Raw genomic sequence first — 17,218 nt, 5'->3', positions numbered from 1 at the left:
CTACAAACCTAAGTTTACACCAACCATAATTGAGCGCGCCTGCGGATAGAAAGCACGGTCGATACCGAATATGTTTCCACCAATCTCAGGATCAAATCCGGTGTATTTTGTGAAGGTCAGCAGGTTGTTGCCGCTCACATAAAAACGGGCTTTTTGAATGGCAAATTTTTCTGTAAGGATGGTTGGCAAAGTATAACCTACCTGTAAGGTTTTTATTCTGAAATAATCGCCATCTTCTAAATAGAAATCGGAAGGATTTGAGAAGTTGTTGTTCGGGTCAGAGGTAGAAATTCTTGGATAGTCGTTAGAGGTTCCTTCGCCTGTCCAGCGGCCCAGGGCTTTCGTTTGCCAGTTAGCGGTAGATATCTCCAGGCGACGTACTCCCTGGAAGATCTTGTGACCAGCTGCGCCCTGACCAAAAATAAGCAGGTCGAAGTTTTTCCAGTCAGCATTAAGGGTAACACCAAAAGTCCAGTCCGGAAGTGGTTTGCCAAGTACAACGCGGTCGGCTTCCGTAATCTGTCCGTCATCATTGGTATCTTTCCAACGGAAGTCTCCTGGTACTGCGTTTGGCTGAATTACGGTTCCGTCTGAGCTTACATAGCTCGCTACATCTTCGTCGTTCTGGAAAATGCCGTTCGTCTGGAAACCATAGAAACTGAAATATGACTCGCCTATAATGTTGCGGTTAAGCGGGTAGTTAAATGTCTGGATACTGGCGCTACCACTTTGTGTGAAGGATTTACCACTTTGCAGAGAAAATATCTCGTTTTTTACATAAGCAGCATTACCGGATAATCTGAAGCCAACCTCACCAATTTTTTGGTTATAGCCTAGTTCCAGTTCTATACCTCTGTTCTGCATATCCGCAATGTTGGCCAGTGGGTTGCCTGTAGCACCTGCATAACCCGGTAACTCCAGTTCCATTAAGATGCCAGAGGTTTTCTTATTAAACCAGTCGAAAGTCAAGTTAATATTCTGTAGGAGTGTTGTTTCGAAACCGATGTTGGTCTGTGCTGTTTCTTCCCAACGCAGGTCAGGGTTGGCAGGTGCGTTAGGACTGTAACCTATTGTATAGCCCTGGGATACAGAATTACCGAAAGTATAGTTTCGGCCCGGACTTACTGTTGATATAAATCCGAAGTTACCTGTCTGGTCGTTACCAACTTCGCCATAAGAACCTCTGATCTTTAAGAAATCCACGAAATCATTAACAGGCCAGAAATCCTCGTTTGAGGCCACCCAGCCTAAAGAAACAGATGGGAAATAGCCATACTGGTAGTTAGAACCGAATTTAGAAGAACCGTCTCTGCGGATGATACCTGTAAACAGATATTTCTCTTTGTAATCGTAGATCACACGGCCGAAAAGAGAGCTTACCGTATGTGCTACACCATCATAAGCGTACGCCCCGATATTTGCACTTGGTACAGGCAGGTTAAATGAGGCATCATCAAAATTGTTAGCAGGTATACCAGTATAGGATAAACCAAGGCCACTGGTCTGAGCATCTTTATAAGCACCCTGCCCTAAAAGAACTGTAAAGTTGTGATCTGTTAAATTTCGGGTGTAAGAGAGTATGTTCTCGATGTTATAGTCCATTACCTGGTTCCGGTCGCGGCTTCTGGAAGTTTGCTGGCTTATAGTTGATGCGTTCAGGTAATAGATCGGCTTAAAGCTTTCACCGCCCCAGTAAGCAAGTTTTCCTCCTAATGTAGACCTGAACTTAAGACCTTTTATTGGCTCCACTTCAGCAAAGGCGTTACCGACAATGTTATCAGACCAGCCATGGTTGCCTAACTGCGTCTGGATGTACGCGGCAGGGTTCGTCATTTCCTGCATAACTATAGTAGAGATGCCGTACGGATACCCTTGTGCATTTCTGATAACCGGCTGCCTGTTATAGATACTGTTCGGATCATCTAAAATGGCCGGGTCCGTGATCAGGAAAGGTGTGATTGGGTCTAAGTTGATAGCGGAGTTAAGCGGGCCACCAAATTCGGTGTTCGGGTTAAAGCCGCCTATACTTTTAATATGGGAATAACCCAGGTTCTGGCCTATAGTTAGCCAGTCGATTACTTTGTGCGTAGAGTTTAAACGCACATTATGGCGCTCGAAATTAGATATGGCCGTGGCAACTATACCTTCCTGGTTCAGGTAACCATAAGAAGCATAATAAGTAGATTTGTTGTTGCCGCCGCTTAAGCTAAAGTCATGACTCTGAATACGGGCATCGTCGTTAAAAACATGATCCTGCCAGTTTGTGCCTTCTCCTAATGCCCGCGGGTCTTGGTAAACTATCGGGTTTCCACCTGCTACAGCAGCTTCGTTTCGGAGGGTGGCATACTCTGTTGCATTCAGCAGATCAAGTTTACGGGTAGGAGACTGGGTACCGTAGTACGCGTTATAGTTTACGCGCATGGTTCCTTCTTTCCCTTTTTTGGTGGTTACCAGTATTACGCCGGTAGCACCCCTTGTACCATATATGGCAGCCGATGCAGCATCTTTCAATACCTCGATAGATTCTATATCTGATTGGTTCAGGTAATCTATACCTCCGCTAACAATAACGCCATCCACTACATAGAGCGGTTCGTTATTGTTCAGGGTGGTTATACCTCTTACCCGTACTGTGGATCCCGCACCTGGCGCACCGGAGTTAGCAGCAACAGTTACCCCGGAAGTTCTGCCTTGCAACGCCTGTTCTACGCGGGTAATCTGCTGGTTTTCCAGGTCTGCGGATTTAACGCTGGATATGGCTCCTGTTACAACACTCTTCTTTTGTACACCATAACCGATCACCACTACCTCTTCTAAACTTTTAGCATCGGCTTTTAATGTAATGTTTATAGTTGTGCGGCCGGCAATGGCTACCTCTTGCGACAGAAAACCAATGTAAGACACCACAAGTGTTCCACCATTGTCGGGTACATTGATAGAGAAGTTGCCATTGATATCTGTAACATCTCCGGCTGAGGTGCCTTTCAAAGTAACACTTGCCCCGATCAGGGGTTCGCCGCTCTCAGAGGTTACCTTACCTGTTACGGTTTGGGCATAAAACTTTTCTTTTTTGAGTCGTACTTTGCCGGGATTGTCTGCATAGGCAACTGAGTTGATGCAGGCAACCATGGTAAGACAACCCATAGCTGTGTAAAAGTATTTTCTCATAAATAAAGAATTAGATTGATTTAAAACTCAAACTATGACTAACACTAAAAGTAGAAATTAAAAGATACTTGAGAAGCAGTACGGTGTATCTGACTGAGGACACCTTTACATTGCTATGTTCATCCGGTGTTTTACCTAAACCTGTATTTAGATTCGGCGATATAATTTTACTCTAATTCAGGTAATTTGCTCAAAAAGTAGGCACATCATGGCTACTTTTTGAGTACGTCATAACTACGTCAATATAATTAGGTATTTGTTAAGGCGTTTATTTCCAATAGATTAAATATAACTGCTGACTTTAAAGAGGATGCAGGACTATAGTTTTGAAGAGAGCAAGCGGGCTTTTATCTAATAGAATGAAGTATAAGAAATCGTGGCGTGATTGGCAAAGCCCACCTCGATTGCTGGCATTAGTTACCAGAATGCTTAGCTGTATAAGTTGGATGTTTATAGTATACAGGAGTCACTAGAGCAGGTCACGTGTAGGAATGGAGTACGGGTACCACCTGAAATGTATAGCAGCATAAACAACAAAAGCTGCCATGAGGGGCAGCTTTTGAAAGTAAACTATAGTTTGATATGTTTAGGCCATGTTGTGGTAAACAGCCTGCACGTCATCATCTTCTTCTATTTTCTCAACCAGGTTTTCTATTTCTTCTGCCTGTTCGTCGGTAAGTTCGGTTCTGGTGTTTGGTATGCGTTGTAGTTCTGCGCTAATTACGTTCAGGCCTTTTTCTTCCAAGGCTTTCTGCATCTGACCGAAATCTGAAAAGGCAGTCTCTATTATAATTTCGCCTTCGTGCTCATAAATATCATCCGCACCAAAATCGATCAGTTCCAGTTCCAATTCTTCAATATCAACGCCTTCCGGGTTGATTTTAAAGATGCCTTTACGGGTGAAAATAAAGTCAAGAGAACCGGTTTTGCCAACTGCGCCACCTGCACGTGAAAAATATACGCGCATGTTGGCAATGGTACGGTTAATATTATCAGTAGCTGTTTCTACAAGTATAGCAATGCCGTGCGGACCGTAGCCTTCGTATACAACTTCTTCGTAATCTTTTTCTTCTTTAGAGGAGGCACGTTTAATAGCAGCTTCCACGCGGTCTTTCGGCATGTTAACGCCTTTTGCGTTATTCATGGCCGTGCGCAGACGCGAGTTTGTTTCAGGGTTTGGTCCGGCTTCTTTAACGGCCATCACAATCTCTTTGCCGAGGCGTGTAAATGCCTTCGACATCTTATCCCAGCGCTTAAACTTGCGGGCTTTTCTAAATTCAAATGCTCTTCCCATGGTGTCTGCTTGTTAATAGTGCAAATGTAGAAAGCTTACCTTAAAATTAATAGTCCATCAGCAATTTTGCACGCTTTATAGTTTGCGCTTGGCTGTTGGTAGTACATGATAGTCTGAAATACGCAGGTGCTGGTCGCAGAAACTATACTCGTGTAAAATATTGGAGCCAACGATTATCAAACGGTTACTTCTGTTCTGTGCTACATGCTCCTGGTACCACGCCACACCTTCCTGATCCAGGTTTGTGGTGGGCTCATCCAATAGCAACAATTCAGATTGAGAATAAATGGCCAGTCCCAGTTTCAGGCGCTGCTTCATTCCCGACGAGAAATCTTTTACAAACTTGTGTTTTGATTTCTGCAAACCCATGCGGTCAATCAGTTCTAAAGCCGAAAGATCCTGGCGCAAAGGTTTAAACCTGGTGTGGAACTCGATCATCTCTAAAAGAGAAAATTCTTCTACCAGTTCCAGGTAAGGGGCTGTAAGCGAAAGGGAACGGAAAACGCTTTCAGAGGATACGTCTTTTTCGCCAGTTTTATAGTTTATCTCACCCTCGGAGTGCAGGTTGTGGCCGGATAAAACAGTAAGAAGAGTGGATTTCCCGGATCCGTTATGCCCTAAAATGGCATAAGAAGTTCCTGACTCAAATGTGTAGGTCAGGTTCCGGAAAATCCACTCGTAATTGTATCGTTTACCTAAGTTGCTTAGGTTAATTTGCATCTTTACCGATGTAGCTCTTAATAATACCGCGGCCTGAGTTACGCACAAAGTTTACGATCTCGTCGCGCTCTTTGCTTGGTGCCATATCGAGTTCAATCTTGTCCAGAGCTTCGGTGGTATTGTAACCGCTCATAAACAGGGTACGGTACAATTGCTGTACTTCGTTAATCTGTTCGCTTGTAAAACCACGGCGGCGCAACCCGATAGAGTTGATACCAGCATAGGTAAGTGGCTCACGTGCAGCTTTCACATACGGAGGCACATCTTTACGAACCAGTGAACCACCCGAAATCATGGCATGTGCCCCGATCTTCACGAACTGGTGTACTGCACTAGATCCGCCGATAATCGCGAAATCACCCATCTCTACGTGACCAGCCATCTGCACCGCGTTTACTACGATACAGTTGTTACCAACTATACAGTCGTGCGCGATGTGCGCGTAAGACATAATAAGGCAGTTGCTGCCCACTACGGTACGCATTTTATCTATAGTTCCGCGGCTAACGGTTACACACTCCCGGATAACGGTATTGTCACCGATAACGGCAGTAGTTTCTTCGCCGGCGAATTTAAGGTCTTGTGGCACAGAAGAGATTACCGCACCAGGGAAGATCTTACAGTTCTTACCGATGCGGGCGCCTTCCATTATCGTTACGTTCGGCCCGATCCAGGTGCCTTCACCAATTTCTACGTTCTTATAGATAGTAGAAAACGGTTCGATCACTACGTTGTGTGCTATCTTAGCTTCCGGATGGATGTATGCTAATGGCTGATTCATGCGTTTTTCTTAACTATACTTGCCGACATTTCTGCTTCCATTACAAGTTGGCCACCAACAAAAGCCTGACCACTCATTTTAGCAATTCCACGTTTTATAGGAGCCAGCAGTTCACATTTAAAGATGATTGTATCTCCCGGAATTACTTTGCGCTTAAAGCGGCATTTGTCCACACCCAGGAAGTAAGTCCAGTAATCTTCAGGATTCTCAACAGTATTCAGTACCAGAATGCCACCAGTCTGCGCCATTGCCTCAATCTGGATCACACCCGGAAGAATCGGGTTGCCCGGGAAGTGGCCCTGGAAGAAAGGCTCATTCATCGTTACATTTTTCACGCCGGTCACCGTGTTTTCATCCAGGTGGATGATCTTATCGATTAGCAGGAACGGGTAACGGTGCGGAAGTGTAGCCGTGATCTGGTTTATATCCATTACAGGTGGCTTCTTCTCGTCGTAAACCGGTACGCTTTGTATAGATGCTTCCTGTATAGCTCTTTTAACTCTTTTGGCGAAGCCGATATTTGCCGCATGCCCAGGGCGTGCAGCCAGTATCTGTCCTTTTATAGGTCTGCCGATCAGGGCAAGGTCGCCCATCAGGTCCAGTAGTTTATGTCGGGCAGGCTCGTTCTTAAAACGAAGCTCCGTATTGTTCAGTGTGCCTGTTTCTTTAACCTCTACTTTAGGCTTGTTCAGCATTTCTGCCAGCATCGACAACTCATCATCATTCACCACACGGTCAACTATAACAATGGCATTGTCCAGGTTTCCGCCTTTGATTAGGTTTTGTTTGTGCAGGGCTTCCAGTTCGTGTAAGAAGCAGAACGTGCGGCAAGGCGCGATCTCTCTCTCAAACTGGTTCATGTTCGTGATCGAAGCATGCTGGCTACCCAGCACTGGCGAGTTATAGTCCACCATGGCCGTCAGGCGGTAGTCGTTCAGGGGTAAACCAACTATTTCAACGCCGCGGGCTTCATCCTTATAGGTAATGCCTTCTGTCAGTTCAAAATAGTTGCGCAGTGCATTCTGCTCCTGTAAGCCCACTTCCATTAAAGCTTTTACAAACTCAATAGAAGAACCATCCATGATCGGGGGCTCCGGGCCATCCAGCTGAATTAGTACGTTGTCTATTTCCAGACCTACCAGTGCAGCAAGTGTGTGTTCTACTGTATTTACCCGGGCTCCGTTCTGCTCTATCGTAGTTCCGCGCGAAAGATCTACTACATTATCTACATCGGCAGCAACTATAGGCTGGCCCGGCAAATCGATGCGCTGGAATTTATAGCCATGGTTTGCAGGGGCAGGCGTAAAGGTCATGTTTGACACAACGCCTGTGTGCAAGCCAATACCGGAAACGGTTACCGGAGCTTTAATGGTATGCTGTTTATAGTTCATTTACTATTCTATTCTTGTCTGGAGCCTGCTTTTAGCAAGTGCTGTAGCGGTTATAGTTTAAATTATTACTTTAACAGCCAGCCATTTTACCGCAAACTTAAGGTTTTATATCCGGCCTTGCCAATATTATTTTTCCATTATGGCAGGCAGTAGGGCAGAAGTGTTAGATTCTATCGCGCAGGGCTTCTATTTCACGCTGAAGCTCAGGTAATTTTCTGAAGACAGTAAGGGCGCGCAGGTTCTGTTTGTAATCAAAAGCGGGGGAACCTTGAATGATCGTGCCTGATTTCTTAATGGTTTTGCCTACGCCGGATTGTGCGCCAACCGTAGTTCTATCGGCTATAGTTATGTGACCAACTATACCCACCTGGCCTGCAATAACGCAGTGGTTGCCAATTTTTGCAGAACCTGAAATACCGGTTTGCGCCGCAATAACCGTATGCTTGCCAACTTCAACATTATGTGCGATCTGAACCAGGTTATCGATTTTGGTGCCCTGACGGATAATTGTAGAGCCCATAGTAGCACAGTCTATAGTTGTATTTGCGCCAATCGATATGTCATCTTCCAGCACTACATTTCCTATCTGAGGCACCATTTTATAAGAACCATCCGGTTGCGGGGCAAACCCGAAACCATCGCTTCCCAGCACTACACCCGCATGCAGGGTACAGTTGCTGCCAACTATCGTATTGGAGTATAGTTTAGCACCTGCAAAGATGGTGGTATTGTCGCCAATCGTTACATTATCGCCAATATACACCTGCGGGAAAATACGCACGTTTGTACCTATTTTGCAGTTAGCACCGATGTAAGAAAAAGCACCACGGTAATGGTCTTCACCGATCTCGCTGCCGCTACCTATAAAACAAGGTTCTTCAACACCGGTCTTGGAGGCAAGTAATGCTGCCTGGTAATACTGTAAAAGAGTAGAGAAGCTGCTATAAGGATCGCTAACGCGAATAAGAGCTGCTGATACAGGCTTTTTAAGTTCCAGTTTATCAGAAACTATAACTGCGCTGGCACCAGTAGTATATAAATAAGGTTCGTACTTCGGGTTAGACAAAAAAGCAAGAGCACCTGTTTGAGCTTCTTCTATTTTGGCTAAAGTGCTGACTTTGGCTAAGTTATCTCCTTCTATCACTCCCTGTAGCAGGTCAGCTATCTGTTGAACAGTAAATTCCATGATGTAAAATTATAGCAAAATCTCAAAAACGCTAGCGCTTCGGGGGTGCAAACTTAATAAAAAGTTAATGGGCAGGAATATGATATGTAATTAAATTCTCTGGTAGGAGTGTCGCTAAAATTGCAGATTTATAGTTACTCTAAACTTAATCCCAATTGGTGAAGTGTATTTAGAAGTGTGCTAGTTTTCTTTTAAGAAGAGGGGAGCTTCGTGTTAGAGCTTGTAATTTTATAGTTGGCGTGGTCCAATCACCCGTTTATCCACCTCATATAAGGCGGGAGTTTTCTACTACTATAGTTTAGCTTTTGGTTTTATAGTTTCGGTATTAACCCACCCCTGTCCCTCCCGAGAGGGGGATTTCTGTTGTTGCTATAGTTGGGTTATAGTTTTATAGTTTCCGTTTGTCATCCCCCTGCCCCCTTCAAAGGGAGACTTTTCTACTACTACTTCTCTAATTGTCATTTCGACGCAGGAGAAATCTGATTTAGCTTTAGTTCAAGTCCATGAGCAGGACAGGTTTACCTGTCCTTTCGAAACTATAGCCACGATCAATCTCGAAGCGAGCAGGATCAAACTATAAGGACTATAGCTATGCGAAACTTCACAGTCTTTGGGTGGAGCGCCTTGTAGATTTCTGGTGCTGAAAGCATTGTGAGGGACGAACAAAAGAAATGTACACCGCGCGATGCCCGAAGACGGGGCCTCCCGGCCGTGAGGGCACCAAAGCCAACTATAGAACTGTAAATGAGTAGAGCTCCCAGGATGAAAGGAAATTTGAAAGGATAGCTTAGTTCGGATAGTAGAGTAGCAAGCTATAGCATTGTAGCTTCTCAAACTATAAGCTGGGATAGATTTCTCACTTTGTTCGAAATGACAAAAGGAGGGTCAACTATAGCCCAGACGCTAGCAGGAGCTTCGCACACTGCTAGGTCTAGAAACTGTAATCCTTCAATTCGCTACTTCCCTCGGATAACACACATAATATTTCTCCACCTTATTACTTAGCGCCTGGATATTAGGTAAGTCAGATGCATCGGCAGCATCTACTACATAACCGGCTTTGGTGAGAATATCTATAGACTGACCTTCAGACTGGTAAGCGTTATTGCTGATCTTTCCAGAGATCATGAGGTACTTAATATCTTCCTCTGCAACTTTGAAACGATCCTGGATGAGTTCGCTGATGCCCAGCATCATTTCTTCATCTACAGGTTTGTTGGAGATGATTACTTTAAACAGTTTACGGTTTAAAATGCAGCCAGATAAGTAGGAGAGAATACTGTCGGAGTGGGAGGCCCATTGTTTTATACCGCTCCAGATATCATGATCATCCAGGCTCACAAAGCGCTCCAGTATCGTTGCGTCATCCTGAAAATGCTTCATGGTTAGGTCTGAGGCAAGAAAGAATTTGAGGCACGGGCTTGCCGGTACATCTATGCCTTGCTGCAGCAGTTGGCGGGCACGCTGTACGGCACGTAATACCATGTTTTCGGCACTGATCACCGTTTTATGCAGGTAAACCTGCCAGTACATCAGGCGGCGGCTTACCAGAAAGTTCTCTATACTATAAATGGCTTTCTCTTCTACAACCAGCTTATCGTTGGCTACATCCAGCATTTTTATGATGCGGTCGGCACCAATTTTTCCTTCGTACACACCGGTGTAAAAGCTGTCGCGGTTCAGGTAATCGAGGCGGTCTACATCCAGTTGGCTAGAAACCAATTGATGGAAAAACCGACGCTCGTATTTATCTGTAAATATATCGATGGCCAGGCCCAATCTTCCGCCAAACTCTTCGTTTAGCATATGCATGATGTGCAATGACAAATGCTCGTGGTGTACTTCCTTAAAAATTGCGGTCTCCAGGGCATGCGAGAAAGGACCGTGACCGATGTCGTGTAGCAGAATAGCAATAAGCGAAGCTTCAAATTCTTTATCAGAAATTTCGTTATTTTTACTTTTCAGAGTTTGTAAGGCCGTATTCATCAGGTGCATGGCACCCAGCGCATGGTGAAAACGTGTATGCAATGCGCCCGGATACACCATCTCGGTAAGTCCAAGCTGCTTAATGCGGCGCAGGCGCTGGAAGTACGGATGGTCGATAATATCGAACAAGAGCTCAGACGGAACTGTTATAAAGCCGTATACCGGGTCGTTAAAGATTTTTTTCTTGTTCACCAATTAAATGCGTTTAACTGTTAGATGATTGAATTGTTGTAACGAAAAAGGCGTGAGCTGCGTCGCAACTTTCTGATATACATACTCTTGCTGCTTAATATTTCGTAAGTAGTAACAGGTTGCCATTTGTAAAGCACCAGTTACACAACGATAAGCAGATTAGCAATTTACCTAAATAAAACTATGCAAAGATATACGATTTTATGGGCCGATGATGAGATCGACCTGCTCAAACCCCATATTCTGTTCCTGGAAGATAAAGGTTACGACATTACCCCGGTAAACAGTGGCACGGATGCCATAGATAAAGTACAGGAACAGCCTTACGATGTAGTATTTCTGGATGAAAACATGCCGGGCATAAGCGGGCTCGAAACGCTGAACGAGATCAAAACCATTCGCCCGGCCATGCCCGTAATCATGATCACGAAAAGCGAGGAAGAGCATATTATGGAAGAGGCGATCGGAGCTAAGATAACTGACTACCTGATAAAGCCGCTTAACCCAAACCAGATACTGCTTTCCGTTAAAAAAGCCCTCGAAAATAAACGTCTTGTTTCAGAAAGAACCAACCAGAGTTACCAGCGTGATTTCCGCCAGTTGGGTATGGCTTTTGGCGAGCGCCTTAGCCCGGGAGAATGGGCCGATATCTATAAAAAGCTGACTTACTGGGAGCTCGAAATAGACGAGACCGAAAATAAAAGTATGGCCGATGTGATAAACATGCAGAAGGATGAGGCAAACTCGAACTTCGCCAAGTTTATCATGGAGAACTATGAAGACTGGATAAATAACGATTCTGATGATGCTCCTTTAATGTCGCACCAGATATTTAAGGAACGCGTTTTCCCGATGATGAAGGAATCGGATAAGCCGGTATACTTTGTATTGATAGATAACCTGCGCTACGACCAGTGGAAAGTGCTGGAGCCGATCATTAACGACTACTTTACCGTGGACTCGGAAGAAATGTATTATTCTATTCTTCCGACTACTACTGCTTACGCCCGTAACGCTATTTTCTCCGGTATGCTGCCCAACGATATCGCTAAAAAATACCCGAACCTGTGGGTAAGCGATGATGAAGATGAGGGCAAAAACCTGAACGAACCTGAATTCCTGGACATCCAGTTTCAGCAGAATAAACTATCCGAAAAGCATAGTTATCATAAAATAACCAACGTAGCGGCTGGTAAGGATCTGTTGAGCAAGTTCAGTAACCTCGATAATAACAAGCTGAATGTTATAGTTTACAACTTCGTGGATATGTTGTCGCATGCCCGTACGGATAGCAACATGGTGCGCGAACTGGCTCCGGACGAATCGGCTTACCGCTCTATTACAAGATCATGGTTCCTGCATTCGCCACTGTTCGATACATTGAAGATGATCGCGGAGAAAAAAGGACGCCTTGTAATTACGACTGACCACGGCACAATCCGGGTAAAAAGGCCATTTAAGATCATCGGCGACCGCCAGACCAATACGAACCTGCGCTACAAGCATGGTAAAAACCTGGGTTACACAGACAAAGATGTATTTACTGTGCGCAAGCCCGAGAGATTTTTCTTGCCAAAGGCCAATGTTTCTACTACGTTTGTGTTTGCAATAGAAGATTACTTTTTCGCGTACCCTAACAACTATAACTACTACGTGAACTATTACAAGGACACGTTCCAGCATGGTGGGGTATCGTTGGAGGAATGCATCATACCGTTTATAACACTTACACCTAAAAATGTATAATACTGGGGTAGAAAAGGCTCTTTTTGAAATGACATCGTTGGCTGACCTGCCTAAAGCCGCTGAAATGCTGCTGGAAGCTGCCAGCGAAGAGCCGGTTATACTTTTTGAAGGACCGATGGGAGCCGGTAAAACTACCTTAATAAAGGAATTCTGTCGCCAGATGGGCGTGCAGGAGAATGTAAGTAGTCCAACTTTTGCACTGGTAAACGAATACGAAACGGAAACAGGGAAACTTATTTACCATTTCGATTTTTATAGGATAAGCGATGAACGCGAAGCACTGAACATCGGGGCGCTGGAATATTTCGATTCAGGTAACAATTGCCTGATCGAGTGGCCCTCCCTGATCCCGAATTTGCTGCCGGAACATTACCTGCTTGTAACCTTGCAGCCCGACGCAAACAGCGAAGTGCGTACTATGACGATAAATAAGGTATAATATGACGGAGCGATTCGCCGTAGAAATTGGAAGGATAGCCGGACAGGCCCTTTACCCGAAAGAGTCGATGCTGGCGGTAGAAGAACGACGAAAGAATCTTTTCATCGGTATACCCAAAGAATCGTCGTTTCAGGAGAACCGTATCGGGCTCACACCTGATGCTGTAAAGCAGCTGACCGACCATGGCCACCGCATCTGGATAGAAGCGGGAGCCGGAAGCCCCTCGAAGTATTCTGATAATGAATTTTCGGAAGCAGGAGCGAAGGTTGTGTATTCGACCAAAGAAGTATACGATGCCGATATTATACTTAAAGTAGCGCCACCTACCTACGACGAAATAGAGTACCTACGTCCCGGACAAACATTAATTTCTGCCCTGCAGTTTGGTAGCCTCACTGGTGATTACATTAATGCCCTGCTACGCAAAAAAATAAACGCTATCTCTTACGAGCTGCTCCGCGATAAATCAGATTCGAAACCTGTAGTGCGCGCCATGAGCGAGATTGCAGGAAGTACGGTGATGTTAATTGCTGCGGAGTACCTAAGCATCAGTAACGACGGACGCGGCATTATTTTAGGCGGCATTACTGGTGTACCACCGAGCAAAGTCGTTATCCTTGGTGCCGGTACAGTAGCTGAATATGCCGCGCGCGCAGCATTGGGGTTAGGAGCCGAGGTAAAGGTTTTTGATAACCACATCTATAAACTCCGCCGCCTGAAGCACAATGTGGGTACGCAGCTGTTCACATCTACATTAGACAAAACTGTCCTATACCACGAAATAAAGCAGGCAGATGTGGTGATTGGGGCACTTGTGGCAGAAGATGGCCGCATGCCATGTATGGTTGAAGAAAGCATTGTGGCGCAGATGAACCCTGGTTCTGTGATCATCGACGTATGTATTGACCACGGCGGCTGCTTCGAAACTTCTGAACTGACATCCCATAGTCGCCCGATCTACCGTAAGTACGATATTATCCATTACTGCGTACCTAATATTCCTTCGCGTGTGCCACGTACGGCTACGTCAGCGCTAAGCAACATCTTTACACCCATTCTGACTGAGATATCCAAGTACGGTGGTGTTAGCGAAGTGCTGTTTACCAACGAGCATTACCGCAGTGGTGTTTACATTTACAAAGGCAGCCTGACCAATGCTCAGATAGCCAAACGTTTCGGGATGCGTTACAAAGAACTAGGTTTGATGATCGCGGTCCGTAACTAGGATCAGTGATTCAGGAAATTACCTACTATATATGCTATAATAAAAAAGAGACGTATTTGATACGTCTCTTTTTTATTGGCTTAACAATTTACTGCTCAACCATAAACTATAGTTCAGGAAAGTGGATTGACTGGCAAGAATTCCTTAATTACTGATTCATCAGTAATACCTTCCAGGCATCAGTAACCTGGTTATCTTCCAGTAATTTTTTGCCCAGTATCTCCAGTTCCTGCCTCAGCATAACAGGTTCATCTTTATACTTATTTAGTGTGTAGGCAACTATAGGCTCCGATTTAAAGGCCTCTACTTCATTAGGTGTAGGTATTGTTTCAGAGTTGCCAAGCCTGGCCAAATTATTGCCTGTAAGTATGGAACTGTTCCGGATGTGTTCAGGCAGCATATCAATGCCAATACCTTTGTTCTTTACTGGTTTAGGAAGCTCAAAAATACAATCGCCGTTGGCACGCAGGTAATAATCTCCTCCCATACGGGCAACGCCATCCAGCTTAAAAGGATCAATCTTTCCGTTCTCATCCAGTATATCTTCGTTCACATGCATAAGCAATACTTCGCAAATCACCAGGTTTCCGGCACCACCTTCCGGGCCCAGGCTGATCACATCGTTTACCTTACATTCAAAAGAAACCGGCGCTTCCTTAACACGGGGAGGTGCAATTAAAACAGATGCTTCCGGCGTTAAACCTGACTTTATAAATTCGTTTATGCCCCGGTCATACTCCGTGCTGGCCAACGACATTTGCTCTACAATACTATAGTTGGCGATGTTGATTACCACTTCCTTCGTAGCCATCACATTCTCTAACGTATGCTTGCTGGTGTTATCGCGCACGCGGCGGGCAGGCGAGAAAACAAGGATTGGCGGCTTGGCGCTGAACACATTAAAAAAACTGAACGGACTCAGGTTTACGTTCCCTTCCAGGTCTGTCGTGCTGGCAAAAGCAATCGGGCGGGGAGCAATAGCGCCAAGCAACAAGGCATGCACTTCAGCGGTTTTAACGTCCTGTGGGTCTATGGTTTTGTATGACATGTAATTGCAAAGTATAACTATAGTTTGTGATGCAACCTCGGAGCACCATGCTTTTCAAATATACGGCTAATTGGGAATGCTGGCAACGGTGCTTCTAAACTATAAAACCACCGGCTCAGCAGTGGTTTTATAGTTTAGAATTTTCTTTTTAAATCAAATTAAAGCGCTGGCAGTACTTTCCCTTTTACTTCTCCAAAACCAATCCGGATACCATTTTTCTCGCCAAAGCCGCGCATAATTACAGTGTCGTAATCGTTGATGAATTTGCGTTCAGTGCCATCTGCTAGTTTTATAGGTTGGGTCCCGCGCCAGGTAAGTTCCAGCATAGAGCCGTAAGAGCCTTTGTCATGGCCGCTTATAGTTCCGGATGCATACATGTCGCCGATCTGCAGGTTACAGCCGTTGCTGCTCTGGTGCGCCAGTTGCTGGTTCATGTTCCAGTACATATATTTATAGTTCGAATGGCAGATACTGGTTTCCTGTCCGCCTTCCGGTTTAATAAGTACCTCGAGGTTAATATCGTAGTTGTGGTTGCCGGTGAACTCTAAGTAGGGCAGTGGTTTTGGATCCTGCACAGGGCCTTTAACCTTAAAGGGCTCCAGGGCATCCAGTGTAACCACCCACGGCGATATAGACGAAGCAAAGCTTTTTGCCAGGAACGGGCCCAAAGGCACATATTCCCAGGTCTGCATATCTCTCGCCGACCAGTCGTTGAAAAGCACCAGTCCGAATATATAGTTATCCGCTTCGTTTGGTGTTATGGTGTCACCGAGTTTGGTTTCTTTGCCGGTAATAAAGGCTACTTCCAGTTCAAAATCTAAAAGACGGGTAGGGCCGAAGGTTGGTAGTTCGGCATCAGGCGCTTTAGTTTGTCCGTTTGGTCTTCGAATATCGGTGCCCGATAAAACTATAGAAGAAGCACGGCCATGATAGCCAATCGGTATATGTTTCCAGTTTGGTAAAAGGGCATTCTTCGGATCACGGAACATGGTGCCCACGTTTGTGGCATGCTCAATGCTGGAATAAAAATCGGTATAGTTGCCTACCTTAACAGGCATCAGCATACGTACGTCGCTCTGTTTTACCAGGCACTTGTCAATAAGTTCGCTGCTACCGCTTATTTCATCGTTGTCGTTACGCAGCAGTGCCGAAACACGGTTGCGCACTGCCCGCCAGGTTGGTTTGCCTAGGGCAATAAAATCGTTCAGGTACGGCCTATGGAATACGTTCGGATCAATATCGATCAGCTCAAAAAAGTTAAGCCTTGCCACGGCCAGTAAATCAAAGACATAGTCGCCGATGGCAACACCTACACGCGGGTCTCTGTCGTCGGTTTCAAAAATACCGAAAGGGAGGTTCTGAATCGGGAAGTCGCTGTTAGGCGCTATTTCTATCCAGGAATGCAGGGATGGGTCGTTGGCTTTTAACATAGTGCTGTATCGTCAGAATATAGGCAAATATAGTTATTTTGATACGGAAGGGAAAGACGATTGTTGATTAGTTAGTTGCTGTAAGTTGGTCAGATGGTTGATTTATAGTTGTGATAGTGATTTGAAGTGAGGGAAGTGGTTTCTGTTTTTACCAAAAACAGCGAATATAAAGTATCATATATGTCCTGAGATTTTCCTTTTGTCATTTCTAATGCAGTGAGAAATCTGAGTTCTATAGTTGCTGAAATGAACCAAGCCTTCCTTTCAAATTTCCTTTTTTCCTGGGAGCTCAACTTGCCTACAGTTTTATAGTTGGCCTTGGTGCCCTCATGGCCGGGAGGCCTCGTCTTCGGGCATCGCGCTGCTGCTTTCTTGCTACCCTCGTGCCTCGGATTGCCTAAAGGCACCGCAACAAAGCAAAGGCGCTCAACCCAAAGACTGAGACGTTTCGCATAGCAACTGCTAACTATAGTTTGAAAAGATAAGCTTCGAGGTTTACCGTGGTGATAGTTTCAAAGGGACAGGTAAACCTGTCCTTATCATGAGTTGTAACTATGTAGATTCAGATTTCTATCTTCGTTCGAAATGACAGCTGAGAGGTAGTAGTAGAAA

12 protein-coding genes are annotated in these 17,218 nt (G+C 45.1%); 3 read left to right on the top strand and 9 right to left on the bottom strand.

Going from position 1 to position 17,218, the window contains the following annotated elements; genetic code table 11:
• The 7 genes from KYK27_RS10730 to KYK27_RS10700 form a co-directional block, all read right to left on the bottom strand.
• The gene (locus tag KYK27_RS10730) at positions 1 to 3,168 is read right to left on the bottom strand and encodes a SusC/RagA family TonB-linked outer membrane protein (protein ID WP_233150376.1); all 3,168 of its coding nucleotides are present in this window, start codon (positions 3,166 to 3,168) and stop codon (positions 1 to 3) included.
• A gap of 586 nt (positions 3,169 to 3,754) precedes the next feature.
• Complete coding sequence (locus KYK27_RS10725; RefSeq protein WP_199110000.1) at positions 3,755 to 4,462, bottom strand: YebC/PmpR family DNA-binding transcriptional regulator; 708 nt, start codon at positions 4,460 to 4,462, stop codon at positions 3,755 to 3,757.
• 75 nt (positions 4,463 to 4,537) lie between these two features.
• Entirely contained in the window at positions 4,538 to 5,182 is a 645-nt protein-coding gene (locus KYK27_RS10720) for an ATP-binding cassette domain-containing protein (RefSeq protein WP_199109999.1), read from the bottom strand.
• Complete coding sequence (gene lpxA / locus KYK27_RS10715) at positions 5,172 to 5,963, bottom strand: acyl-ACP--UDP-N-acetylglucosamine O-acyltransferase (protein WP_199109998.1); 792 nt, start codon at positions 5,961 to 5,963, stop codon at positions 5,172 to 5,174. Before lpxA ends, KYK27_RS10720 begins: the two co-directional genes overlap by 11 nt.
• Entirely contained in the window at positions 5,960 to 7,354 is a 1,395-nt protein-coding gene (locus tag KYK27_RS10710) for a bifunctional UDP-3-O-[3-hydroxymyristoyl] N-acetylglucosamine deacetylase/3-hydroxyacyl-ACP dehydratase (RefSeq protein ID WP_162346274.1), read from the bottom strand. The genes lpxA and KYK27_RS10710 overlap by 4 nt, the downstream gene beginning before the upstream one ends.
• A gap of 163 nt (positions 7,355 to 7,517) precedes the next feature.
• The gene (gene lpxD / locus KYK27_RS10705) at positions 7,518 to 8,540 is read right to left on the bottom strand and encodes a UDP-3-O-(3-hydroxymyristoyl)glucosamine N-acyltransferase (protein WP_199109997.1); all 1,023 of its coding nucleotides are present in this window, start codon (positions 8,538 to 8,540) and stop codon (positions 7,518 to 7,520) included.
• Between the two features lie 948 nt (positions 8,541 to 9,488).
• Positions 9,489 to 10,718 (bottom strand): HD domain-containing protein, encoded by a 1,230-nt coding sequence (locus KYK27_RS10700; protein ID WP_199109996.1) that lies wholly within the window; start codon positions 10,716 to 10,718, stop codon positions 9,489 to 9,491.
• 183 nt (positions 10,719 to 10,901) lie between these two features.
• Between KYK27_RS10700 and KYK27_RS10695 the strand changes: the two genes are divergently transcribed.
• The 3 genes from KYK27_RS10695 to KYK27_RS10685 are packed head-to-tail and all read left to right on the top strand — an operon-like array spanning position 10,902 to position 14,128.
• The gene (locus KYK27_RS10695) at positions 10,902 to 12,464 is read left to right on the top strand and encodes a response regulator (RefSeq protein ID WP_199109995.1); all 1,563 of its coding nucleotides are present in this window, start codon (positions 10,902 to 10,904) and stop codon (positions 12,462 to 12,464) included.
• Complete coding sequence (gene tsaE / locus KYK27_RS10690; RefSeq protein WP_233150374.1) at positions 12,457 to 12,903, top strand: tRNA (adenosine(37)-N6)-threonylcarbamoyltransferase complex ATPase subunit type 1 TsaE; 447 nt, start codon at positions 12,457 to 12,459, stop codon at positions 12,901 to 12,903. The genes KYK27_RS10695 and tsaE overlap by 8 nt, the downstream gene beginning before the upstream one ends.
• Before the next feature lies 1 nt (position 12,904).
• A complete protein-coding gene (locus tag KYK27_RS10685) occupies positions 12,905 to 14,128 on the top strand; it encodes an alanine dehydrogenase (RefSeq protein ID WP_199109994.1) in 1,224 nt (407 codons plus the stop codon).
• A gap of 148 nt (positions 14,129 to 14,276) precedes the next feature.
• On the opposite strand, the gene KYK27_RS10680 is transcribed toward KYK27_RS10685, so the two are convergent.
• Positions 14,277 to 15,176, bottom strand: coding sequence for a flavin reductase family protein (locus KYK27_RS10680; protein ID WP_199109993.1), 900 nt, complete (start codon positions 15,174 to 15,176; stop codon positions 14,277 to 14,279).
• Positions 15,177 to 15,334: 158 nt separating this feature from the next.
• Positions 15,335 to 16,606, bottom strand: coding sequence for a fumarylacetoacetase (fahA, locus tag KYK27_RS10675; protein ID WP_199109992.1), 1,272 nt, complete (start codon positions 16,604 to 16,606; stop codon positions 15,335 to 15,337).
• Positions 16,607 to 17,218 lie beyond the last annotated feature (612 nt).

The sequence above is a fragment of the Pontibacter populi genome, from assembly GCF_019336435.1.
Classification (GTDB): Bacteria; Bacteroidota; Bacteroidia; order Cytophagales; family Hymenobacteraceae; genus Pontibacter; species Pontibacter humidus.
This window is presented reverse-complemented; position numbering and strand designations above follow the sequence as displayed.